The sequence below is a fragment of the Rhodocaloribacter litoris genome, assembly GCF_011682235.2.
GTDB classification, from domain to species: Bacteria; Bacteroidota; Rhodothermia; order Rhodothermales; family ISCAR-4553; genus Rhodocaloribacter; species Rhodocaloribacter litoris.
This window is the reverse complement of record NZ_CP076718.1, coordinates 2123115-2145834: the sequence shown is the minus strand read 5'-3', so window position 1 is coordinate 2145834 and position 22720 is coordinate 2123115. Positions and strand designations below refer to the sequence as shown.

The window sequence follows — 22720 nt, the reverse complement described above, 5'->3', positions numbered from 1 at the left end:
AGGCAGGGAGGCGAACAGCGCCGGGTTCCGCCGCCGGTGAGGTTTGTTCTCCTTCCCCTCTCTTCCGTCCCGGCCCCGGATCGCCGGACCGCATCGGCGGTACATCCTTTCGGCTCGGTTGCAGCGGTCAAAGCGATGGATGGAAGCGTTCAGAGCGGTTCCCACGGGCTCCCTCCCACGATGATGACCCCCGCGCTACGATGAAACTTTCGGAGCTCATCCGGCAGGAACGATTTGCCTCGACCGGGCAGGAGGCGATGTTCAATGTGATCGTGACGAGTTCGTGGTTGCTCGGGGAGATGGCCGCCGTCATGGCCCCGTTCGGCCTGACCCCGGCGCAGTACAACGTGCTCCGCATCCTGCGCGGCAGCCATCCCCGCAAGCTGACGTGCAGCGATCTGGGCGCCCGCCTGCTCGACCGCACCCCGGACGTGACGCGGTTGCTCAACCGGCTCGAACGCCGGGACCTCATCCACCGGGCGCGGGCCCGGCATGACCGCCGCGTCGTGGAGGTGGGCATTACGCAGAAAGGCCTGGCCCTGCTCGACGAGATGCACGATGTCGTGCACGAGGCCATGAACCACATCACCCGCCACCTGAGCGCCGAGGAGCACCGGCTGCTGTGCGACCTGCTCGAACGCCTGCGCACCGATCAGACGGTCTGACTGCCTTCATCACCGGCGCCGCCGCCCGTATGCTTCGCACCGCGTATACCCTGAGCCGCCCGCAAAAGCTCTACGTCGTCTGTGCGGCCATCTTCATCACGGCGCTCGTCATCGCCGAGGCCACCGCCGGCAAGTTCTTCGTCGCCTTCGACCTGCCCTTCACCGTCTCGATCTTCGGGCAGACCTTCGAGCAGGTCATCATGACCGCCGGGGTGCTCGCTTTTCCCATCACCTTCATCATCACCGATCTGCTCAACGAGTACTACGGCAAGCCGGGGATCCGGTTTGTGACGTACGTGGGCATGGTGATGATCGTCTTCGAATTCGGCCTTCTGCAACTGGCCATGGCCGTGCCGACGGCCGACATCTCGCCGGTGCCGGCGGAGGCGTTCGATACGGTCTTCGGAGCCACGGGACGGGTCATCGTCGGGAGCATCACGGCCTACCTGCTGGGACAGCTGGCGGACATCACGCTCTTTCACTGGCTGCGCAGGCTCACCCGGGGAAGGCACCTCTGGCTCCGCGCCACCGGCTCCACCTTCGGCTCGCAGTTCATCGACACGCTGGTGGTGCTGACGATTGCCTTTGCCGGGCAGCTCTCGGTGCAGGAGATCCTGGCCGTCACGCTGTTCAACTATGCCTACAAATTCGTCATCGCCGCCGGCATCACGCCGCTCATCTACGCGGCGCACTGGCTGATGGATCGCTACCTGGGCCATGAGACGGCCGAGGCCCTCATTCACCGGGCCGAGGGGGCACAGGAAATACCTTCGACAGGCTGAACGGATGGATCTGCCCTGCGACAAGGGAGCGTTTCGGGCGCTCGTCGGGTTGCTGCACGGACGGCGTACGGTCGTGCTCAGCGGAGCCGGGTGCAGCACGGAATCCGGCATTCCCGACTACCGGGGGCCGGAGACGCGGCGTCGCGCCCGCCGTCCGATGCCGTTTCAGGCCTTTGCCGGCGACCCCGAGGCCCGCCGGCGGTACTGGGCCCGCAGTGCCGCCGGCTGGCAACGGGTGGCCCTGGCCCGGCCGAATGCGGCCCACCGGGCCCTGGCCCGCATGGAGCACGGGGGGCACGTGTGCGGCGTCATCACGCAGAATGTGGACGGCCTGCACACAGCGGCCGGGAGCCGCCGCGTGGTGGAGTTGCACGGGACGCTGGCCCGGGTGCGCTGCCTCGATTGCGGCACCACCGAAGCCCGCGCGGCCTTCCAGCAACGGTTGCTGGCCCGGAACCCGGCCTGGCGGCCCGAGCACGTCCGGGTGGCGCCGGACGGCGACGCCGAGGTGGACGAGGCGGCCGTCCGCTCCTTCGTGGTGCCCGGTTGCGCCGCCTGCGGCGGGGTGCTCCGGCCGGACGTCGTCTTCTTCGGCGAGAGCGTGCCGCGCGAGCGGGTGGAGGCCGCCTGGCAGCTGTTCGAGGAGGCCGAGGTGCTGCTGGTGGTCGGTTCGTCGCTGGCGGTCTATTCGGGCTATCGTTTCGTCCTGCGGGCCGCCAGGGAAGGACGCCCCGTTGCGCTCATCAACCTGGGCCCCACCCGGGGCGATGCCCTGGCGGCGGTCCGGGTAGCGGGACGCCTCGGTGAAGTGCTGCCGCGCCTGGCGGCGGCCCTGGAAGGGGGATGCAGCGCGTAGTAGGGCGGGCCTGAACCGCGCCTGCTCAACGCCGGAACAGCACCTTCCCGCCGACGATGGTGTAGAGTATCCGGGTGTTCAGGATCTCCTCTTCGGGAATGGTGAGCAGGTCCTGCGAAAGCACCACGATGTCGGCCAGCTTCCCCGGAGTGAGCGAGCCTTTGACCTCCTCCTCGAACGCGGCGTAGGCGTTGTTCCAGGTGTACGACTTCAGGGCCTGCTCGCGGGTGAGACGCTCTTCCGGGAAGAAGACGGAGCCGTCGGCCAGCCGCCGCGTGACGGTGGCATAGAAGCTGGCGATCGGATCGATGGGTTCGACGGGGGCGTCGGTGCCGTTGGTGACCACGGCGCCCGTCTGCCAGAGCGACTGCCACATGTATGCCCCTTCGCGGGCCCGCTTTTCTCCCAGGCGTTTGATGACCCACGGTGCGTCGGAGGTGCAATGGATGCCCTGCATGGAGGCGATGACGCCAAGTTGTGCGAAGCGAGGGATGTCGCTCGGATGGAGGTGCTGGGCGTGCTCGATACGCCAGCGGAGGTCCTGCGCCTCGGGGTGGGCGGTGAAGGTGTGTTCATAGAGGTCGAGCACCTCGCGGTTGGCGCGGTCGCCGATGGCGTGGATGCAGAGCTGGTAGTCGTGTTCGACGGCCAGTTCGGCCACACGGGCGAGGTCGTCCAGGTCGTCGGTCTGGAGGCCGAGGCTGGTGGGCATGTCCGCGTAGGGTTCGAGCAGCCAGGCCCCGTGTGAGCCGAGCGCGCCGTCGAGCGAGCGTTTGAGGGCCCGCACCGTAAGCCGGTTGCCGCCGTAGCCGACGAGCCGGTAGGCCGCCATCTTTTCGGCCAGCTCTTCCGTGGCGGCACGGATCATGACGTAGAGGCGAACGGGCAGGCGGCCCTCGTCGGCCAGCTTCTTGTAGAAATCGACCGTCTCGAAGGAGACGCCGGCATCATGGAACGAGGTGATGCCGTGCGCCAGGGCTTCCTGCGCCGCCAGTTCGGCCATGCGGCGCATCTCGGCCTCCCGTTCTTCGGGGGTCATGGCGGTACGGGCCTGCTCGAGCGCGCGGGCCACGAGCTGCTGGGCGGTCTCCCGCAGCAGGCCCGTCGGCTCGCCCCGGGCGTCGCGGACGATCTCGCCGCCGGGCGGATCGGGGGTCTCGGCGCTGATCCCACCCTGCCGCAACGCTTCGGCGTTGGCAAAGGCGGCATGCCCGCTCGCGTGTGTCAGGAAGACGGGGTTGCCGGGCGAGACGGCGCTCAAGGCATGGTGCGTCGGCACGCCTTCGACGGCGCCCTCGGGAACCCGCTCCCACTTCTCCTGGTGCCACCCGCGTCCCTGGATCCAGGCCCCGGGTTCCGCCGCCCGCGCGGCTTCTTCGACCATCGCCACGATCTCGTCCCAGCTTTTCGCCTGCGTCAGATCGAGGATCATCTGGGCCCGTCCCAGGCTCATGAAGTGCCCGTGCCCTTCGATGAAACCCGGCAGGACGAGCCGTCCCTCGACGTCGAGCACCTCGGTGTCGGGGCCGGTCAGGGCGTCCACCTCCGCGTTGGTGCCCACGGCCACGATGGTCTCGCCCCGCACGGCCAGGGCCTCGGCCTCGGGCCGGGCCTCGTCCATCGTGACGATCTTCGCATTGCGGATGATGAGATCGGCCGGAGCGTCTCCGGGAGCGGGGTTACAGCCGGTCCACAACAGCAGGGCCGTCAGGAGCGGCAGGCACAGGCGGGAGCGAGCAGCAGGCACGGCGTCACCGGGTTGATGGTTGAAGAGGGAAAACGAGTATGGCGCGTGGGGCCGACAATGTCAAGATCTGTTTCACGTTGCCGGTTGCGGATTGCAGGATCTCTGGCTGCCCCGGGACCTGAAGCCTGAAACCCGAAAGCGACATGCGTGCCCGTTCGTCCTCTGCCGTGCTGCCCGTGGAGACCGTTTTGCCGTCGTTGAAGGCGGTGCTGGCGGAGGGCCCGTGCGCCGTGCTGCAGGCCCCGCCGGGGGCGGGCAAGACGACGCGGGTGCCGCTGGCCCTGCTCGGCGAGGCGTGGCTCGAGGGACAGCGCCTCCTGTTGCTGGAGCCCCGGCGGCTGGCGGCCCGGGCGGCGGCCCACTACATGGCCGCCCTCCTGGGCGAGCGCGTCGGGGAGACGGTGGGCTATCGCATGCGGATGGATAGCCGTACCGGCCCGCGCACGCGGATCGAAGTGATCACCGAAGGGGTGCTGACCCGCCTGCTCATCGACGACCCGGGGCTGAGCGGCGTGGGGCTGATCATCTTCGACGAGTTTCACGAGCGGAGCCTGCACGCCGACGTGGGGCTGGCCCTCTGCCGCGAGGTGCAGCAGGTGCTGCGCCCGGACCTGCGCCTGCTGGCGATGTCGGCCACGCTGGCGGCCCGTCCGGTGGCGGATTTCCTGGGCGGGGCGCCGGTCGTCGAGAGCGCGGGCCGGACGTACCCCGTCGAGACGCACTACCTGGTGCCGGAGCGGGTCGAGCGACCGCTGCCGGTGCGGGTGGCGCGGGCTGTCCACCATGCGCTGGCCCGGCACCCGGGCGACGTGCTCGTCTTCCTCCCCGGTGCGGCCGAGATCCGGCAGGCGGCGGCCCGTCTCGAAGCGGCGGTCGGGCCGGCGGTGGACGTGTATCCCCTCTTCGGCAACCTGCCGTATGCGGCCCAGGAGCGGGCGCTGGCACCCGCCCCCGAAGGGCGCCGCAAGGTGGTGCTGGCCACCTCCATCGCCGAGACGAGCCTGACCGTCGAGGGGGTGCGGGTGGTCGTGGACGGCGGGCTGATGCGGGTGCCGCGCTTCGACCCCGCCACGGGCATGACCCGGCTGGTGACGGTCCGCGTGACCCGGGACGCCGCCGACCAGCGGCGCGGGCGGGCCGGGCGCACGGCGCCGGGCGTCTGCTACCGCCTCTGGCCCCGGCACGAGCCGCTCGTGCCGCACCGCACGCCCGAGATCCTGGAGGCCGACCTGGCCCCGCTCGTGCTCGACCTGGCCGCCTGGGGCGTGTACGACCCCGCCGCCATCGCCTGGCTCGATCCCCCGCCGCCGCCGGCCTTCGAGCAGGCCCGCGATCTTCTCCGCCGGCTCGGCGCCCTCGACGCCTCGGGACGACTCACGGACGAAGGCCGGCGCATGGCGGCCCTGCCGCTCCACCCGCGCCTGGCCCACATGCTCCTGCAGGCACGCAACCTCGGCCTGCACGCCCTGGCGGCCGACCTGGCAGCGCTCCTCGAAGAGCAGGATGTGTTGCGGGGAGAGGAGGGCCCGCCACCGGTCGACCTCGGCCTCCGGCTCGAACTGCTCCGTACGCTGCGGGCCGAACGGAAGGTGAGGCGATGGTGGCACGGGCATCCGGTGGAGACGGGTACCCTCCACCGCGTGCGCAAGGTGGCGGAACGCTGGCGCCGAAACGCCCCGCCCGCGGACACGGCACTCGCCGGACGGGTCCTCGCCCTGGCCTACCCGGACCGCCTGGCCCGCCTTGATGGCGCGCCCGGTCGCTTCCGCCTGGCCGACGGGCGTCGCGCCACCCTCTCCGAGGCCGACCCGCTCGCGCATCAGGACTATCTCGTCGCAGCGGTCGTGGACGGACCGGCCGGCCGGGCCCGCATCCACCGGGCCGCCGCCCTCACGCGCGAGGACATCGAGGCGGTGCTGGCCGGGCGGATCGAGGAAACGGAGGTGGTGGACTGGGATCGGGAACGGGAGGCGGTCCGGGCCCGGCGCGTGCGGCACCTCGGCGCGGTGGTGCTCTCCGAGGCCCCGTTGCCGGACCCGCCGCCCGAAGCCGTCGCGCGCGTCCTGCTCGACCGCATCGCGGAGATCGGGCTGCACGTCCTGCCATGGACACGCGAGGCCACCCGCCTCCGGCAACGCATCCGCTTCCTCCATTACCACCGGCCCGGCGACTGGCCCGACGTTTCCGACGAGCACCTTCTGGCCACCCTGCCCGTCTGGCTCGGGCCGTACGTGCAGGGTCTCCGCCGCCTGGACGACCTGCGCCGGGTGGACCTCGCCGCCGTGCTCGCCGGCCTGCTCGACGGGCGGCAGCACCGGGCCCTCGACCGCCTGGCCCCGGATCGCCTCGAGGTGCCCAGCGGCTCCCGCATCGCCCTCGACTACAGCGATCCCCGGCAGCCCGTGCTCGCCGTCCGCCTCCAGGAGGTCTTCGGCCTCACCGAAACCCCGCGCATCGCCGGCGGGGCCGTTCCCGTGACCCTGCACCTGCTCTCGCCCGCGCATCGTCCCGTGCAGGTGACGCAAGACCTGGCCGGCTTCTGGCGTACCACCTACTTCGAGGTGCGCAAGGACCTGCGGGGACGCTATCCCAAACACCACTGGCCCGAGGACCCCACGACCGCCACCCCCACGCGCCATACCCGCCCCCGGCGGTGAGGGGCCGGCTCAAACACCGGCCTTCCGCTGCAGCACGAGAATGACGGGCACGGCGGTTGGTCTCTTTAAGCATCTGGAAAACAGATCTTTGGCGTTGTGGTGTGTGGGCGGTACGCGTTCGTCCCGACGGCTTTTCTCCTCGATCGTTCTTGAAAACCAGGGTTTATATCGCTTCCTTATCTTCTAGAAACATGTTAAATCTGAAAAGGAGATTCAATCATGGCTACACTGACCACCATCGAAGGGATCGGGGAGGCACTGGCCGAGAAGTTCAAGCAGGCCGGTGTGGGTTCGGTCGAAAAGCTGCTGGAGAAAGGAAGTACGGCGAAGGGCCGGAAGGAACTGGCGGAGGCGACCGGCATCGACGCCTCGCGGATCCTCCGGTTTGTGAACCACGCGGACCTGATGCGCCTGAAGGGCGTCGGCGGAGAGTATGCCGAATTACTGGAGGCTGCCGGTGTCGATACGGTTGCCGAACTGGCCCGGCGCAATGCGGCCAACCTGCATGCAAAGATGGTCGAAGTCAACGAGCAGAAAAAGCTCGTGCGGCAGGTGCCGGTGCTCGCGCAGGTCGAGGCCTGGATTGCTCAGGCGAAGGAGATGCCCAAAGTCGTCACCCACGGATAACCGGTTGAGGAGGTTACGTATGTCTGTTGCCAAAGTCATTGAGATCATCGCAGAGGGCGAAAGCATCGAGGATGCGATCCGCAACGGGGTTGCCGAGGCCGGCAAAACCGTACGCAACATCCGGAGTGTGTACGTGAAGGATTTTCAGGCCCTGGTGGAGGATCACCAGGTGGTCAAGTACCGTGTCAATGCGAAGGTTACGTTTGTCGTAGACTAGGGCGCGGGAGGTTTCGTCGGGCGGTGTCGCGCCTTTTCCTGCTTTGAAGGGGGGCCAGGGTGGGTTCGTGCCGTTCGGGCACGAAAAAAGCCCCGTCTTCCGAAGAAGCCGGGGCCTGCACCTGTGGGCCCGACGGGACTCAACAGCCCGTTTTGTGTTGCTGGCCGTTGCACCCAAAAATGCCAAATTAGGCCCGTACGGCGCAAAAATAAGGTATCCGTTGCATTGACTGGATGCAGGCAAATCCCTAAAATGTTTTACCTGTTGTTGTACCTGTTGCCGCCCGTGCGGTAAAAAACACCGGGTGGCGTCCCTGTCCGTTTGGCCTGGAGAGAGAGACGCCACCCGCAACACACGAGGTGCTGATGGCAAGTGTACGCATCATCCAGCGTAAGGACAAGAGCCGGGCCGACGGGACCGCCCCGCTCTACGTCCGCATCACGGCCCGCCGCCGGAGCCGCTACGTCTCGACGGGCATCTACGTCGAGCCGCGCCACTTCAACGAGGCCCGCCAGGAGGTCCGCCGCTCGCACCCGCTCTCGGATGCCTACAACGCCCGCCTTGCGGACCTGCGCCTGGAGGCCGAGCGGGCCGCCCTGGAGGCCGACGCGCCGGAGGCCGTCAAGGACGCACTCCAGGGACGCGCCGGGAGCCTGACCCGCTACTTTGAGCGCTTCATCGAGGGCCTGGAGCAGGCCGGCCAGTACTGGGAGCGCAAAAAGTACCTGACGACGCTCCGCAAGCTGCGGGCGTGCCTGGGCGACGAGATCGACTTTGCCGACCTGGACCGGGAGGCCCTGCGCCGCTTCGAGGTCTACCTGCGCGACCGGGTGGGCAACCGGCCCAACACCCGGCGCAAGGAGTTTGTCCGGTTGCGCCGCGTCGTCCGCCAGGCCGTCAAGGACGGGGTAATACCGCCCGAGCGGGACGCGCTGGCATACTTTGACCTGCCCAAAGGCGAGCGGCCCGTACGGCGCAAGCTGGCGCTGGAGGAGGTGCGGGCGCTGGAGGCGGCCGACCTGGAGCCCGGTAGTTGGGCGGCCCTGGCCCGGGACGCCTACCTGCTCGCCTTTTACGCCGGCGGCATGCGCGTCTCGGACGTGTGCAACCTGCGACGCCGCCACGTCGAGCGCGACGGCGATACGCTCCGCATCCGTTACCGCCAGCTCAAGACCGGCAATCCCGTCTCGATGCCGCTGCCGCCGCCGGCCCGCCGGATCGTCGAGCACTACCTGGACGACGATGGACGCGTGACGCGTCCTGATCCCGATGCCTACGTGATGCCCCTTTTGCGTGACCGGGACACCGGGGACGGCGTGCGCCTGCGCCGGGCCATCGGAGCGGTAAACGTGATGCTCAACCGGGGCATCAAGGAGGCGGCCCGTGTGGCGGGCCTGGAGCGCCCGGAGACGATCTCGATGCACACGGCCCGGCATAGCTTTGCCGACTACGCCCGGAGCCGTACGGGCGACCTGTACGCCGTGAGCCGGGCCCTGGGGCACTCCAGCCTGCAAGTGACGCAGGCCTATCTCAAGAGCTTTGACGAGCAGGCCGTCGATAACCTGGCGAGGGAGTTATGGAGCGAGTGAACGACGACGGTCGGGCCGGGCGTGAGGCGGCCCTGCTCAAGCTGAGGGAGTGGCTGCAGGAGCAGGTTCCGGTCGAGGGCCGCCCGGCCATCCGGCTGCCCTTCGTCGCGGTTCAGGAGCGGATGCCGGGGGAGCGCCGCCTGACGATTCACCCCTTCGTGGGCGAGATGATAAGGCGGCTGTGGGATCAAGTGGCCGAGGACCTGAACCGGGGCCGCTACGGCGACGTGCTGCACCTGCGCCGGCGGCTCGACGAGCAGGTGACACAGACACGGGAGAATTATTACGCCTGGAGGCGGACTCAAAGCACGCTGCACTACACCCTGCGCTTGTTGAAGGACCACATGAGCCGGTACGGAGACGAGGCGACGCTGGCCGGCTCGCTGGGCCGGCGCCCGCCCTACACGCCCGAGCAAGGCTTTTACTGGGCAGTGGCCGGCCCTGTCGCAGACCGTGAAGGGCCGGAGTACACGCTGACGATCCCGCCGGCAGTTGTGAGGAGCGAGCGCCTGGGCCCAACCTTCCCGGTGCTTCCGCTCGGGGAGTGCCTGGCCTACGGGCCGCTACCGGGGCGCCTGACCTGGCGGGAGGCCCTTGCCCTGCCGGAGGCGGCCCTGAAGGACAATCCTGCCGAAGAAGCGGCGTCACGCCTGCACCTGCTGCAATTTCGTCTCTCTGTGCTCGATGCCGCGATCTGGGAATATGAGACGTACGGCGTCGTGCCGCCGCTGACCGAGCAGGAGGTGGCCGACCTGTTCGAGGCGGAGATGAGGCGCCGGGAACGCCTGAAGGACCTGAGGAAGGACCGGGACGTCTTCTTCTCGGAACTGGAACGCCTGCACCTTCACGAGAAGCTGAGCCAGCGGGCTGCCCTGGATCGGCTGCTCGATGAGATCGGCGGACCGCCGGAGTTTTACGCGCCGCGAAAAGAGGAGACGGACGAGGAAGACGCGAAAGACAGCCTGGTGCGCAGCTTCCACAACTGGCGAAAAAAGCGCCCGGGGTGATTTTGTGAAAGGCTTTCACCGCATTTAGTGAAAGCTTTTCCTGGGCTGTGCTGCGTGCAGCGGCCTACCATAGGACGCACATACTCACTAGCCTATGCGTCCTATGGCACAGCACATCCTGACATCGACCGAGGACCTGCGCGAGATCGTCGCCGAGGAGGTCCAGCGAGCCCTGACCGAGGCCCTGCCGAGGGCCGTGCGGGCGGCCACAACAAAGCCCTACTTGACGACCGAGGAGGTCCGGGAGTGGCTAGGCGTCAGCGAGCGGACGATCCGCTACCTGACTTCGCGGCGGAAGCTGCCCTACATCAAGCGCGGGAACCGGGTGCTGTTTCGCACCGAGGACGTGCTGCGCTACGTGGAGGAGGGCGCCGTGCCCGCCCGGAGGGCCGAGCGATGATCCCGCGCATCTATCCGCTGGTGCCGCCCGCCCTGCCGCCGGAGCGCCGCCGTGCGTGCCGCTTCGAGCCGCTGACGCCGGAGGACCTGGCCCGCGCCCGCGCCTACCTGGAGCGCATCCGCGCCCGTGAGACGAGACGCCGCCGGCTGACGGCGGGGAGGGCCGCCCGATGAGGCTCGAGGACCTGCTGCGCCGTCTCCACGGCGTCCGCCCGTCCGGGAGCGGCTACGCGGCCCGCTGCCCGGCGCACGAGGACCGAGAGCCGTCGCTGTCAGTCTCGGAGGGCGAGGGCGGCCGCGTGCTCCTCTACTGCCATGCCGGCTGCTCCACCGAGGCCGTCGTGGAGGCTCTGGGCCTGACCCTGGCCGACCTGATGCCGGCCGCGTCCGGTGACGGCCGCCGTGGCCGGGAGCCCGCACCGCCGCCCATCGAGACGGCCCGCTACACCTACCGCGACGAGGAGGGCCGCCCGCTCTACGAGGTGCGCCGGTACCAGCCCAAGCGCTTCGTCCAGTACCGCCGGGAGGGCGACCGCTGGGTGCCGGGCCTGGGGAACACCCGCCGCGTGCTCTACCGCCTGCCCGAGGTCATCGAGGCCGCCCGCGCCGGCCGCGTCGTCTGCGTCGTCGAGGGTGAGAAGGATGCCGACCGCCTGGCCGCCCTGGGCTTCACGGCCACGACGTGCCCGGGCGGGGCGGGGAAGTGGCGAGATGAGTACAGCGAGGCCCTGCGAGGCGCCCACGTCGTCATCCTGCCGGACAACGACGAGCCCGGCCGCCGGCACGCCGCCGAGGTGGCCCGGGCCGTGTGGGGCGTGGCCCGCTCCGTCCGCGTCGTCGAGCTACCTGGCCTGCCCGAGAGGGGCGACGTCTCCGACTGGCTCGATGCCGGCCACCGACCGGCGGACCTGCGCCGCGTCATCCGCGAGACGCCGCCGCTGGAGGCGCCGCCCGAGACGCCGCCTGAGCCGCCTGAGCGTCCGCAGGAGGCGCGATCCCACGATACCCGGGCTCTGGCCGTGCGCGTCGCTGACGTCGAGCGAGAGGCCATCCGCTGGCTCTGGCCCGGCCGCCTGGCCCTGGGCAAACTCACCATCCTCGACGGCGATCCCGGCCTGGGCAAGTCGACGCTCTATTGCGACCTGGCCGCCCGCATCACGACGGGCCGGCCGTGGCCCGACGCACCCGACGCACCGCCCGGTGAGCCGGCCGCCGTCGTCATCGTCACCTGCGAGGACGGCATCGCCGACACGATCCGCCCGCGCCTGGAGGAGGCCGGGGCCGACCTGAGCCGCGTCCACGTCATCCAGGCCGTCCGGGAGGGCGAGGACCTGACCGTGCCGCGCCTGCCCGATCACATCGACGCCATCGAGGCCGTCGTCCAGGAGACGGGCGCCGCCCTGCTCGTCGTCGATCCGATCATGGCGCACCTGGGCGACCGGATCAACGCCCACCGGGACGCCGACGTCCGCCGCGCCCTGACGCCGCTCGCCCTGCTCTGCGAGCGCTGCGGCTGCGCCGCCCTGGTCGTCCGCCATCTCAACAAGATGACCGGCGGGGACCCGCTCTATCGTGGCGGTGGCTCCATCGGCATCATCGGGCAGGCCCGTCTCGGGCTCCTGCTCGCGTCGCATCCGGAGCACGAGACGGCCGACGGCGTGCGCGTGCTGGCCACGACAAAGGCCAACGTTGGCGCGTGGCGCCCGTCGCTGGTGCTGCGCCTGGAGAGCAGCGAGCACGACCCGGACACGGGCGTGATCCGCTGGGGGGGGACGACGCCGCTCACGGCCCGCGACCTGCTGGCCCGCCCGAAGGCCGAGCGCCCGCGTGACGAGGCCGCCGACTGGCTCCGGGAGCGCCTGGCATCGGCCGCCGACCCGGTGCCGGCCCGTGACCTGTTTGCCGAGGCCGAGGCCCGGGGCATCAGCGAGAAGACGCTGCGCCGGGCAAAGAAGGGCCTGGGCGTCGTCGTCGAGCAGGTGCCGCCGAGGCCGGGCGGGACGTGGTACTGGAGCCTGCCGGGAGCCGGCGCGTCACACATATGTTCGGACAATGTGTTCGACGTCCCGGAGGCCCCAGATGGCCAGTTTTACAAAAGTGGCCATCTGGGAGACGGCGCAGACGACGAAGTGCCCTTCTAGGCACCAAAAACGCCGATTTTGCCAGATGGCCACCAGATGGCCACCTGGGACGCCCAAAAAAAGTGGCCATCTTGCACATATCACATATGTGTAACCGTCTGGAGGAGGGGTGACATGACCCTGACACAGACCCTTGACGAGGTGCAGCGGCGCCGCCTGCGTATGTGGCGGGCCCGCTCGGGAGCGGGGGATCGCCTGCTGGTCGAGCCGCGCCGTGAGATCACGCCCGACCTGGCCCGGGCCCTGATCCGGCACCGCCGCCTGATCCTGGACCGGCTCCTGCTCTCCGAGGTCCTCGATACCATGCGCGACGCCGTGCCGCCGGGCGCGGACCCGGAGCGGTGGCGTGCCTGCATCGAGCCGCTCTCCTACTTCGACGAGGCCTTCGGCGACCTGGAAGAAGGCTACCTGTGCTGCTGGTTCTGGTACAGCTCCATCCTGTTGCCGCGTGCACCGTTTGAGTTGCCCGGCTGGGGGGCGGTGGGGGAGCCGCACGAGTTTTACCACAGCATCGCCGAGGTCCTGCGGAGCGCCGACCGTGGCCCGTCGCTGAGCGTCGCCTTCGACCTGGTGCGCGAGCTTTACCGCGCCTTCGGCCGGGAGACGATGGAGGCCCTGAGCCGCCGCTATCTGTTAACCGATGAGGGCGTTCCCGGGCCGTGAGGGCGTATTCGTGAAGGACGAACGCCGCGGGCCGGGGGCGTTTGTTAACCACGGGGGCGTCTGGCTGCAAGGGCCGTCCGCGCAGGGAGTTGGTGCAAGTTGTTACACTAAGGGCCGGAGCAACTCGAAATGCCTGAAAAGACCTGGAAAGCCGTCGAACGCGCCGTGGCCGCCCGCCTGAATGGCCGCCGCGTGCCCGTCACCGGCCGGAGCCGTGGCGACGCGCCCGACGTAGATCACGACTGGCTCGCCATCGAGATCAAGCACCGCACCCGGCTGCCCGCCTGGATCGAGGACGCCCTGCGGCAGGCCGAGGCCGCCGCACGGGAGGATCAACTACCCGTCGCCATCCTCCACCAGAAAGGGCGCGACCATGGTAAGGACCTGGTGGTGCTGCGGCTGGCGGACTTCGAGGCGTGGCTCGGGAGCGCCGGAGGTTGACATGGTTGACGCAGAACCGGGGCATTTGGACGCGTTGGCCGTGTAGGGCCGCAAGGGCCGTGTAACACGGCCAACGCGGCCGGACGGCCCTTGCGTCCGGTCGCCAGTTTTTCAGTCCGCGCCGGCGGCGATTTCTAGAGTTAATAAACTGAGCGAGGGGGTAAAAAATGGCCTACTCATCACGAGCACAAGCCCTGCGACGTTGCCGCCACGTCTACCCGGAGGGCCACCCGAGGGCAGGTGAGCGGTGCCGCGCCTGGGCCATGTGGGGCCACCCGGAGCAGCTGTGCGCCGGCCACGGGGGCCACACACGCGGCAAGCACCGACCCTTCACCCGCTACGACCGGGAGACGGTGCCCGTGTGCCGCTGTGCGGCCTACGACTGGCCGCACCGGCCCGGCGGTGGCCGTTGCCGGTGGCCGGACCCGCCGGAGGGCCACACGGAGCCGCCCCCGCCCGTGGTGGTCATCCGCCGGTGGACGCGTCACGCGTCCAGATGCCGCCCGTGGGGGCTGTGACTGTTTGCGCGCAAACATCGGGGGGGGGACGTGGACCCGCTGGAGCACATCCGTTACGAGGACCTGAACGAGGACGGCCGCCTGGTGTGGGACGTGCTGGGCCGTGAGGCGACACTGGAGCTCATCGAGGCCGTCGGAGGCGGCCGGATCTACCTGCAGGCTCCGCACAAGCTACGCGCCCGCGTGCGCCGCCGCCTGGCCCGTGAGATGCTGGCCGAGGGCCTGACGCCCGACGAGGTGCGCCGCCGGCTACGGGCCCGGGTGAGCCGCCTGTAGGCCGAGCTCACTGGAACATTGTTCCAGTGACACCACCGAGCGCACCTGATGCCGAGCCGTTGTATATTGGCCTGCCTCCATCCTCTGCCGTGTCCCTGCCGGGACCGGGCGGCCACCCGTAGGCAGAGGTTGGGTTGAGGATCGGGCACCTTCGCTTATGCCGGAGGTGCCCGTTTTTTTATTGCTTGTCGATGATAAAAAATTATCACTTGCTATTGACAAGAGCATAGCAATTGCTTATATTACCATCAGTCAACGGGACGGTGGCCGCCGCCCGATCCTCAACCCAAAACATGGAGGTTTGCCATGACACGCACCGAGGCACTTCAGACGATCCGCCGCCACGCGGGCGAGTTACTGGTCGTCCACTTCACGAAGCGCACCGACGGCACGCACCGCCGTATGGTGTGCATCTTCAACCCGGAGGCGGCCGAGCGGGAGGCGTTCCGCTTCAACCCTGCCGCCCGTGGCCTTGTCCCGGTCTGGGACGTGGAGAAGGGCGGGCGCCGCTTCGTCAACCTGGACGGCGTCGAGAGCATCCAGGTTATGAAGGGCCGCCCGCGCAACTGGACGCAAGGGCCGTCCGGCCGCGTTGGCCGTGTTACACGGCCCTTGCGGCCCTACACGGCCAACGCGTCCTACCGTGCTCCGATGCCGCCGGGTCCCCGCCCCCGCACGTGGGCAGAGGCCCGCATCGAGGCGCACCAGTTGTTCTGATAGGGACGCGTCCAACACCGGGGCGGCCGGCAAGACCGGCCGCCCCTTCACCTTCAACCCGAAACGACTATGCCGAAGAAGAAGCCTGAAATCCTCGACGAGGCTGGCCTGCACACGCTGGCCCGCGAAGCGTTCGAGCGCAGCGGCCTGACGCAACGAGAGGCGGCCGAGCGCCTGGGGGTGACGCAGGGGGCCGTGAGCCAGGCCCTGCGTAACGCGGGCGGCCGGTACGTGGCCCTGCAATGCCGCATCGTCGAGCTTGCCGGCTGGCGGTGTGAGGGCCCGCGCTGGCTGGTGTACCGGTAGGGGGGGCTAAATCTCTGCGACCCGTGCCCGGGGGCCGGCGCGGGGGCACTACGCACACGCGTGCAAATCAAGGGGGGGTGGGGGGTAAGCAAAAAGGCCGCCCTGGCTGGTGCCGGAGCGGCCCTTACTATGCTCGGTAAAACGGCCCGATCTGGGAGTAAAATCGGGACTTTGTTGTACCTATGTTGTACCCGTGTGTCCGTAAGTGCTTGTCCTGCAGGCACTTACGGACAATCGTTGTGGGCCCGACGGGATTCGAACCTGTGACCTCTCGCGTGTGAGGCGAGCGCTCTAAACCACTGAGCTACGGGCCCGGAAAGAACGGGAAGATGAAAGCACGTACGGGCGAAGAAGTTCCGTGACGTTGCAACTTAATCGTGTTTTGAAAAAGCACGGTCGTGGTCGGGGGAGGGCGGTTCCGGGGAAGCCGAAGCGGGTGACGGGGAAGCGATCGACCAGACGGTGTCCGGCTGGTGCGCAGAGAGGCCGGCGGGGTGATCCTGGTGGGAGGAGGCGGGTAGCGGGGTCGCAGGCCCGGAGAGGGCCAGTTCGATGGGCGTTGTTCGGGTCCACCAGAGCGGTTGCATGGTGGAGGGAAGCGCGGACGGCAGGGGGGCATCCGGGCGGGAGGTGACCGAGGAGCCGGACCGGCCGGGGGGCTCCCGGAGGAAGGTGGTGCCGGCCAGCATCCCCACGATGAACACCACGATCATGACGGAAGCCCACGTGGCATAGGTACCGAGCCGGCTGACGATCCCGGGCCAGAGCGGATGCTGGGTCGCCATGAGCTCGCAGGCCAGCCGCCGCTGCAGCCGGGCCTGGAAGCCACGCGGGGCATGGCAGGCACCATACCGGCACAGGAGCTGTCGCGTGCGGCGCAGGCGCTGAACGTGTTCGAGCAGAACCGGGTTGGCACGCAGGTACTCCTCAAACGCGGCGCGTACGCCGGGATCCATGGTGCCGTCTACATACTCGCACAGAAACTCGTCCAGCCAGGAATAAGAGGCATCCTCTTTTCCGGCATCGTATCCTTCCGACATAAGCGAGCAGGGACTGGGTCACATGGAGACGGGCTGCTTCCACATATGCCCGGAGGCGAGCCAGGATCCCGGTGACAACAAAAAAGACCGGTAACGGGGGCGTTACCGGTCTTTCGGAAGGGACGGGGGCCGGTGAGCCGGCCCGGGTTATTCCTCGGCCGGAGCGTAGATGTCCTTGAGCAACGCCTGCAGCTTGGTACGACCGCGGTTGATACGGCTCTTGACCGTACCCATCGGCAGGCCGGTGATCTCGGCGATCTCCTCATAGGCCAGCTGCTGTACGTCGCGCAGGACGACGACCTCGCGGAACTCCTCCGGAATCTGCTTGAGCGCCTCCTGGATGTAATGATCCTGGATGGTGCTTTCCGTGTGGCGATCCGGCGAGAACGTCTCGTCCGGGATCTCGACCTCATACTCTTCGTCGTCGCGGTTGACCGACTGCAGCGAGTAGAGCCGGCGACGCTTGCGCTTGCGGTACTCCGAGCGTGCCAGGTTACCGGCGATCGTATAGAGCCAGGTCGAATATTTGGCGATCCGGCGATACGAGTGGCGGTTGCGATAGACCCGGAGGAAGGTTTCCTGCAGCAGGTCTTCACACTCCTTCATGTCGCCCAGGAAGCGGTAGATATAGTTCGTCAGCGGATCCTTGTACCGGCTCACGAGGATGTCGAAGGCCTCGACCGTCCCCGCCTGGAACTGCGACATGAGGTCCTCGTCGCTCATCTGCGAGAGCGCCTCGTAGTGCCGGTTGTTCGGATTGCTTGTCCCCGCCAGCCCCGTTGCCGGTGCCTTGAGGGTCAAGGTCTTCTTGCTGAGCTTCGGTTTGAGCGTGTTGGTCATAATGATCCTGCGTTTGATGCAAAGGGTGCAGGCACCCTTTTTTGTTCGGTTCGTCGTGTTGGCCCGAGGAGCCGGTCAGTGGACGAGCCGCCGGAGCATCAGGTCCAGCACCAGGTGCTCGTTGCGGCTGCCGCCTCCCTTGAGCTCGTAGTCCGCCGCCAGCAGGGTGGCGAAGGCTGCCTCGAGGGCGGCGGGGGGATAGCGCCTCAGGCTCATAAGGTACTCTTTTATGAAGTAAGGGGAAACCCCTATTCTAGACGCCATAGCCCGGTCCGTCATTCCCCGGGCCTGGCAATCTGTCAGTTTCCAGAGCTTCATGAAGTAGCCCGTCAGCACGGACACGATCATGAGGCCTTCCCCTCGCGCATTAGATGCTTGTTGCAACAATCGTTCCGTAATCGCCAGGGCCTCGGGGTAGTGCCCGGCGCCGACGGCCCGCTGCAGTTCGAAGACGTTATATTCCCGTGTCTGCCCGCCGGCGGCCACGACGTCGTCTGCCGTGAGCGTCTCGCGCCCGCCCGCGTAGGTGATCAGTTTGTCGATTTCAGCGTCGGCGCTGCGCAGGTCGGTGCCCACATACGCGGCCAGCCGCTCGGCGGCCTTCGCGTCGATGCGGTAACCCTTTTCTCGAACCCGCTGCTCGATCCAGCCGGGCATCTGACGCTCGTAGAGCGGTTTGAACTCGGCCCAGGCGGCGTGCTCGCGCAGGGCGCGGTAGGGATGGGCTGCGAGGTTCGGTTTGTTGCCGCAGATCAGCAGCACCACCGCCGTGGGGTTGGGGTGCTCCGCATACGCTTTGAAGCGCAGGTTGTCCGGGAGCTTTTCGAAGTCCCGTACGATCACCACGCGGCGCGGGGCCATCACCGGATACCCCGCACACCGGGCCAGCACGTCCACCGCGTTCGCTTCGGCGCCGTAGATGATGTCCAGGTTGAAGTCACGCTCGTGCGGTGCCAGGGCCTTCTCGATCAAAAGCGCCTGAAGCGAATCGATCAGAAATCGTTCCTCGCCAAAGAAGAAGTACAGCGGTTTGAAGTTGCCGTGCCGGAAGGCGGTCTCCAGCGTTTCGTATGTCAGTCCGGCCTGTGCCATCTAGGTAGCGTAATCGTCCCGGCAAGGAAGGCGTTTAAGTGATAGTAAAGCGTAAGTTACGGCAAAAGGGTGTCATCTGTGTGGCATCACCATCCTTTTTTCGCAAACGCGCGGGGCGGCGCGATAGTATGAAGCGGGTTCAAAGAAGGGGCGGGATGGCTTGGTCGGAGCAGGGGGGAAGACGTTACCGGTTGGGCCGGCGGATTACTTGGGCAGGTCGTGCGGCCGTGTTGTCAGATGGCTCTCGTGCAGGCGGTACCCGATGGCGCGCAGGCATTCCGTGTCGTGCAGGATGATCTCGTGTACGTAGGTCTGGAGATCCCGCTCCGCCTCGCCGATGCGACCGGTGCGCTGCCAGGCCCGGGGGGGCAGGTGGCTCAGGAAGTCCACCAGGGCCCGGCGGCCGGTCTGTATGCGTTCGAGGAGGGTGGTGATCTCCAGCGCGTTCCAGTCTTCCCGGGTGCGCAGGGCCTCCCGCTCGGGGGGGGCGAGGGCCGGGGCGGGGGCCGTCGCCAGCTGCCGGACGGCCGGCAGGTGGATCTCGGCGTCGGCGGCGGCCAGCACTCCGTAGTATTCCTTGACGGACCAGGCCTCCTCGAAGGGGCGACCCTCCAGCACCCAGGGGGGCAGGCGCTCGAGCAGCGGCTTTTGCGCCTCCAGCTCCTCGATCAGGTAGGCCAGCTGGTCCAGCAGCATGCGCTGCAGGGGAACGGAGGGCACACCGGTCATCGGCCAACGTCGGGTCAGGCACCGGCCGGCGACGAGGCGGCTTCCGCTTCGAGGGCTTCCACGTCTTGCCCGGCCAGCCACTGCAGGAACGCACGGTCCCGCAGGCTGTGGATGTTGTTGGCCCGCTGGAACGACCAGGTCTGCCCGAACGGCCGGTTGCGCTGGGCTTCCAGGTAGTCCAGCCGGTCCTTCAGCCGCTCCACGGGCACAAGCAGGCGGTCCAGGCCGAAGATGGCCTCGTCGCGGCTCTGGAACGTCAGGTCATACTCTTTCGACATCACGATGGCTTCCTCAGGACACACCTCCTCGCAGTAGCCACAGTAGATGCACCGCAGCATGTTGATCTCGAACCAGGCCGGTTCCCGCTCCTTCGGCCCCTCGATTTCACGCGACTCCATCGAGATGGCCATCGGCGGGCAGGCCCGGGCGCAGAGGTTGCAGGAGACGCAACGCGGGCGCCCCGCTTCCTCCACGAGCACCGGCCGGCCCCGGTAGCTGTCCGGCGGATACCACTGCTCTTCCGGATACTGGAACGTGTAGAGCGGTTCCTTGACCATCTTCCGGAAGGAATAGCCGAGTCCCTTGAAGATCTCGGGCAGGTAGAGCCGCTCCCAGAAGTTGAGCTTCCGCTCGTTGGGTTTACCGGTATTTGCGGGAATGCCGGGCATGATCACACGTGCTGGATGGCAGGAAGACCGCGCGAAGGCGGTGCCGCCCCGCCCGTACAAGCCGCCCCGGAGGGCAGCTTGTACGCTGCAGAGCGGGGTCACGCTAAAATAAGATTTCTTCTGCTGAATCCGTGCAGGCCGGAGAACAAGACCTGTTGAAAAACGCGGCGGGGGTTTAAAAATTCTTGAAAACGCCCGGTGCCGCCCGTGACGTGCCGTTTCCGGGGTGGCCGGACGGCCGGCCCGGGCCCGGCTGTCAACGGGCGTTGGCGGGCTACTTGCGCTTGAAAACGAGCGTTAACGGTACCCCCTGGAAGCCGAAGGCCTCCCGCAGCTGGTTCTCCAGATAGCGCCGGTAAGGTTCTCGAATCCCCCGGGGGTGGTTGCAAAAGAAGCTGAAGACCGGGGGGGCCACCCGCACCTGGGCGGCGTATTTGATCTTGACGTGCTGGTTCCGGTACGTCGGCGGGTGGGTGCGGGCGACGGCGGCCTGGACCACCTCGTTCAGGGTGCTGGTGGGGATGCGCCGCTGCCGCTCGCGGGCGACGGTCAGGGCAAGGTCCAGCAACCGGTGGATACGCTGGCCGGTGGCGGCCGAGACGGTAATCACGGGCACATAGTCGAGCGTCTTGAGGCGTTCGCGCACGGCCTGCTCGTACCGCCGCGCCGTGTGGGTGTCCTTCTCGATGAGATCCCACTTGTTGACAGCGATGACGAGCCCCTTCTTCATCTGTTCGGCCTCCTTGAGCACGCGGATGTCCTGGGCCTCCAGGCCCTGGGTGGCATCCAGCAGGAGCACAGCCACGTCGCAGCCCTGGATGGCCCGCTCGGTCCGCAACTGGGCATAGAACTCGACGTTTTCGCGGAGGCGGGCCCGCTTGCGGAGCCCGGCCGTGTCCACCAGCACGATCTCCTGGCCGTGGTACCGGAAGGCGGCATCGACGGCGTCGCGGGTGGTGCCGCTGACCTCGGTGACGATGGAGCGTTCCTGGCCCAGCAATGCATTGGTGAGGGAGGACTTGCCGACGTTCGGTCGCCCGATGACGGCAATCCGGACGCGCGCGTCGTCCTCGGGCCGGGATGGTTCGGGGGGCAGGGCCGCCACCACGGCGTCGAGCAGGTCGCCCGTGCCGGAACCGCTGAGGGAGCTGACCGGATAGACCTCCCCGAGGCCCAGCTGGTAAAAGACGCCGGCCTCCCAGCGGCGCTGCTCGTTGTCGGCCTTGTTGGCGACGATCAGCACGGGCTTGTCGGTTCTGCGCAGGAGGGCCGCCAGCTCTTCGTCCAGGTCGGTGATGCCGGTGGTCACGTCGACGAGGAACAGCAGGAGGTCCGCCTCGTCGAGGGCGATGTGCACCTGTTCCCGGATGGCGGCGGCGAACCGGTCCGGTGACCGGGGGACGAAGCCGCCGGTATCCACCACGTCGAACGTGCGGCCGTTCCAGAAGGCCTGGCCGTAGATGCGGTCCCGCGTCACCCCCGGCTCGTCGTGCACGATGGCCTGGCGCGACTCGGTGAGCCGGTTGAAGAAGGTGGATTTACCGACGTTGGGCCGGCCCACGATGGCAACGAGCGACATGGCCGATGCAGGAATAGCGGGTTGTCCATACGATCCGAAAATGCCTCGCAGGGCAAGCCGCGCATGCACGCCGGAAAGCCGGGTTTGATCCGGGCTGCAGGCCGCCTGAACGAAAATCCATAGGCGTTACGCGGTTGGCGATGGAGCCGTATGACTCCCTTCTCCCTGACAGGAAGAAGAGCTCATATGGCTTTTTTCGGCCTTAAAAGCCCCTTGCGAAGGAGAGGGGTCACCCCGACGCGTCCCGACAGGGTCGAGATCCGCCGGGATAAACTCCGTGACGGAGGGGTAGACCTGCCACGGCACAGGTCTCAACGGAAAGCAGGCCTTCAGAGTCGTTCTTTGCGCTCGATGTAGAGGGCGCGAAAGAGCATGTAGGCCGCCCGGGCGGTTTCCGTGGTGAACCAGTAGTTGATGCCGGCCCCGACGGCCGCCCCGGCCAGCGGGATCGTCTGCGCCAGCTTACGGCCGAGCAGGTTTTTAGCGATCTCGCGCGGAAGCTGCCGGCTCTGCTCGCGGAAGATGCCGCTGACGCGGCCCTTGTAAGTCAGCTCGTTGGCCAGGGCTGCCGCGGCCACGCTCACCTCGCGGAGGGCGGCGTTCTTGGCCTCGCGCCCGCCCGAAGCGGCCACGTTGAAGATGGAGAGCACCAGCGGCCGGTAGTCCGGACCGCGCATGGGGAACCCGTAGGCCGCGCCGATCTGCTGGATGAGCCGCAGGTTGATGGTGAAGAGCAGCGGGATGTCGGCAGCGATGAGGACGGCCCCGCCCAGCCCGGTTCCCCCGCCTTCGATGGCGGCCAGGATGGCATGCTGGGTAAACAGGCTCCGCGCCAGCGGGTCGAGCTGCTCCAGCGGCTCGTTGCGCAGGTCCTCGATGCGCTGCACGTCCAGGCCCTGCTTCCGCGCTGCGGCGAGCAGGTCGCCGGCGTCATACGTCCACTCGGAGGCGTCGTTGAGCAGCGAAAGCAGGTTCTCTACGACGGCTCCGACCTGGTCCTCCAGCTCCGGGGAGACGAACTGGCGCACGACCCAGTCCACCGGCTGCATCGCCCAGTTGACGGCCTGCATCACGAAGGACCCGTCGTCGTGCTGCCACTTTTCGATTTCGCGCTGTACGTCGCGCTCGTAGGGGGTCAGGCGCATAAAGGCTCGGTTCCGGCTG

General features: G+C 67.9%; 24 protein-coding genes and 1 tRNA gene. 16 read left to right on the top strand and 9 right to left on the bottom strand.

Annotated elements, in window-relative coordinates; all coding sequences use genetic code 11:
• The first annotated feature begins 200 nt into the window (after nt 1-200).
• Genes GQ464_RS08940 through GQ464_RS08930 form a run of 3 tightly spaced genes read left to right on the top strand, consistent with a single transcriptional unit; the run spans nt 201 to nt 2303 of the window.
• Nucleotides 201-665 (top strand): MarR family winged helix-turn-helix transcriptional regulator, encoded by a 465-nt coding sequence (locus tag GQ464_RS08940; RefSeq protein WP_166976712.1) that lies wholly within the window; start codon nt 201-203, stop codon nt 663-665.
• A 29-nt stretch (nt 666-694) separates the two neighbouring features.
• Nucleotides 695-1447: a queuosine precursor transporter gene (locus tag GQ464_RS08935; protein ID WP_166976713.1), complete on the top strand. Its 753-nt coding sequence runs from the start codon at nt 695-697 to the stop codon at nt 1445-1447.
• 4 nt (nt 1448-1451) lie between these two features.
• Nucleotides 1452-2303 carry an NAD-dependent protein deacetylase gene (locus tag GQ464_RS08930; RefSeq protein WP_166976714.1) on the top strand — a complete coding sequence of 284 codons (852 nt, stop codon included), beginning with the start codon at nt 1452-1454 and terminating at the stop codon, nt 2301-2303.
• A 25-nt stretch (nt 2304-2328) separates the two neighbouring features.
• On the opposite strand, the gene GQ464_RS08925 is transcribed toward GQ464_RS08930, so the two are convergent.
• Nucleotides 2329-4050 carry an amidohydrolase gene (locus GQ464_RS08925; protein ID WP_228350739.1) on the bottom strand — a complete coding sequence of 574 codons (1722 nt, stop codon included), beginning with the start codon at nt 4048-4050 and terminating at the stop codon, nt 2329-2331.
• 143 nt (nt 4051-4193) lie between these two features.
• On the opposite strand from GQ464_RS08925, the gene hrpB reads away from it, so the two are divergent.
• From hrpB to GQ464_RS08860, 13 genes are all read left to right on the top strand, one after another.
• On the top strand, nt 4194-6707 hold the full coding sequence (gene hrpB, locus GQ464_RS08920) for an ATP-dependent helicase HrpB (RefSeq protein ID WP_166976715.1): 2514 nt from the start codon (nt 4194-4196) through the stop codon (nt 6705-6707).
• A 219-nt stretch (nt 6708-6926) separates the two neighbouring features.
• Nucleotides 6927-7334, top strand: coding sequence for a DUF4332 domain-containing protein (locus GQ464_RS08915; protein ID WP_166976716.1), 408 nt, complete (start codon nt 6927-6929; stop codon nt 7332-7334).
• Nucleotides 7335-7353: 19 nt separating this feature from the next.
• Nucleotides 7354-7551, top strand: coding sequence for a dodecin family protein (locus GQ464_RS08910; protein ID WP_166976717.1), 198 nt, complete (start codon nt 7354-7356; stop codon nt 7549-7551).
• A 365-nt stretch (nt 7552-7916) separates the two neighbouring features.
• Nucleotides 7917-9140, top strand: coding sequence for a site-specific integrase (locus tag GQ464_RS08905; RefSeq protein ID WP_166976718.1), 1224 nt, complete (start codon nt 7917-7919; stop codon nt 9138-9140).
• Nucleotides 9128-10147, top strand: coding sequence for a hypothetical protein (locus GQ464_RS08900; protein WP_166976719.1), 1020 nt, complete (start codon nt 9128-9130; stop codon nt 10145-10147). The genes GQ464_RS08905 and GQ464_RS08900 overlap by 13 nt, the downstream gene beginning before the upstream one ends.
• Nucleotides 10148-10250: 103 nt before the next feature.
• Nucleotides 10251-10547, top strand: a complete 297-nt coding sequence (locus GQ464_RS08895; protein ID WP_166976720.1) for a helix-turn-helix domain-containing protein — start codon at nt 10251-10253, stop codon at nt 10545-10547.
• Nucleotides 10544-10720: a hypothetical protein gene (locus GQ464_RS08890; protein WP_166976721.1), complete on the top strand. Its 177-nt coding sequence runs from the start codon at nt 10544-10546 to the stop codon at nt 10718-10720. The genes GQ464_RS08895 and GQ464_RS08890 overlap by 4 nt, the downstream gene beginning before the upstream one ends.
• The gene (locus GQ464_RS08885) at nt 10717-12687 is read left to right on the top strand and encodes an AAA family ATPase (protein ID WP_166976722.1); all 1971 of its coding nucleotides are present in this window, start codon (nt 10717-10719) and stop codon (nt 12685-12687) included. Before GQ464_RS08890 ends, GQ464_RS08885 begins: the two co-directional genes overlap by 4 nt.
• Before the next feature lie 114 nt (nt 12688-12801).
• Complete coding sequence (locus tag GQ464_RS08880) at nt 12802-13350, top strand: hypothetical protein (protein WP_166976723.1); 549 nt, start codon at nt 12802-12804, stop codon at nt 13348-13350.
• A gap of 129 nt (nt 13351-13479) precedes the next feature.
• Complete coding sequence (locus GQ464_RS08875) at nt 13480-13791, top strand: hypothetical protein (RefSeq protein WP_166976724.1); 312 nt, start codon at nt 13480-13482, stop codon at nt 13789-13791.
• 548 nt (nt 13792-14339) lie between these two features.
• Entirely contained in the window at nt 14340-14585 is a 246-nt protein-coding gene (locus tag GQ464_RS08870) for a hypothetical protein (RefSeq protein ID WP_166976725.1), read from the top strand.
• Nucleotides 14586-14891: 306 nt separating this feature from the next.
• Nucleotides 14892-15302 carry a hypothetical protein gene (locus GQ464_RS08865; RefSeq protein WP_166976726.1) on the top strand — a complete coding sequence of 137 codons (411 nt, stop codon included), beginning with the start codon at nt 14892-14894 and terminating at the stop codon, nt 15300-15302.
• Nucleotides 15303-15371: 69 nt separating this feature from the next.
• Nucleotides 15372-15608: a helix-turn-helix domain-containing protein gene (locus tag GQ464_RS08860; RefSeq protein ID WP_166976727.1), complete on the top strand. Its 237-nt coding sequence runs from the start codon at nt 15372-15374 to the stop codon at nt 15606-15608.
• A 240-nt stretch (nt 15609-15848) separates the two neighbouring features.
• Here the strand turns inward: GQ464_RS08860 and GQ464_RS08855 are convergent.
• The 8 genes from GQ464_RS08855 to GQ464_RS08820 all read right to left on the bottom strand — a co-directional run bounded on the left by GQ464_RS08855 (nt 15849) and on the right by GQ464_RS08820 (nt 22701).
• A tRNA-Val gene (locus tag GQ464_RS08855) sits at nt 15849-15922 on the bottom strand.
• 57 nt (nt 15923-15979) lie between these two features.
• The gene (locus GQ464_RS08850; protein ID WP_166976728.1) at nt 15980-16648 is read right to left on the bottom strand and encodes an anti-sigma factor family protein; all 669 of its coding nucleotides are present in this window, start codon (nt 16646-16648) and stop codon (nt 15980-15982) included.
• Nucleotides 16649-16795: 147 nt separating this feature from the next.
• Nucleotides 16796-17371 carry an RNA polymerase sigma factor gene (locus GQ464_RS08845; RefSeq protein ID WP_166976743.1) on the bottom strand — a complete coding sequence of 192 codons (576 nt, stop codon included), beginning with the start codon at nt 17369-17371 and terminating at the stop codon, nt 16796-16798.
• A gap of 192 nt (nt 17372-17563) precedes the next feature.
• Entirely contained in the window at nt 17564-18580 is a 1017-nt protein-coding gene (gene holA, locus GQ464_RS08840; RefSeq protein ID WP_166976729.1) for a DNA polymerase III subunit delta, read from the bottom strand.
• Nucleotides 18581-18784: 204 nt separating this feature from the next.
• The gene (locus GQ464_RS08835; RefSeq protein WP_166976730.1) at nt 18785-19309 is read right to left on the bottom strand and encodes a DinB family protein; all 525 of its coding nucleotides are present in this window, start codon (nt 19307-19309) and stop codon (nt 18785-18787) included.
• 14 nt (nt 19310-19323) lie between these two features.
• A complete protein-coding gene (locus GQ464_RS08830; protein WP_166976731.1) occupies nt 19324-19977 on the bottom strand; it encodes a NuoI/complex I 23 kDa subunit family protein in 654 nt (217 codons plus the stop codon).
• Between the two features lie 274 nt (nt 19978-20251).
• Nucleotides 20252-21556, bottom strand: a complete 1305-nt coding sequence (gene der / locus GQ464_RS08825) for a ribosome biogenesis GTPase Der (protein ID WP_166976732.1) — start codon at nt 21554-21556, stop codon at nt 20252-20254.
• 329 nt (nt 21557-21885) lie between these two features.
• The gene (locus tag GQ464_RS08820; protein WP_166976733.1) at nt 21886-22701 is read right to left on the bottom strand and encodes an EcsC family protein; all 816 of its coding nucleotides are present in this window, start codon (nt 22699-22701) and stop codon (nt 21886-21888) included.
• Between the last annotated feature and the right edge of the window lie 19 nt (nt 22702-22720).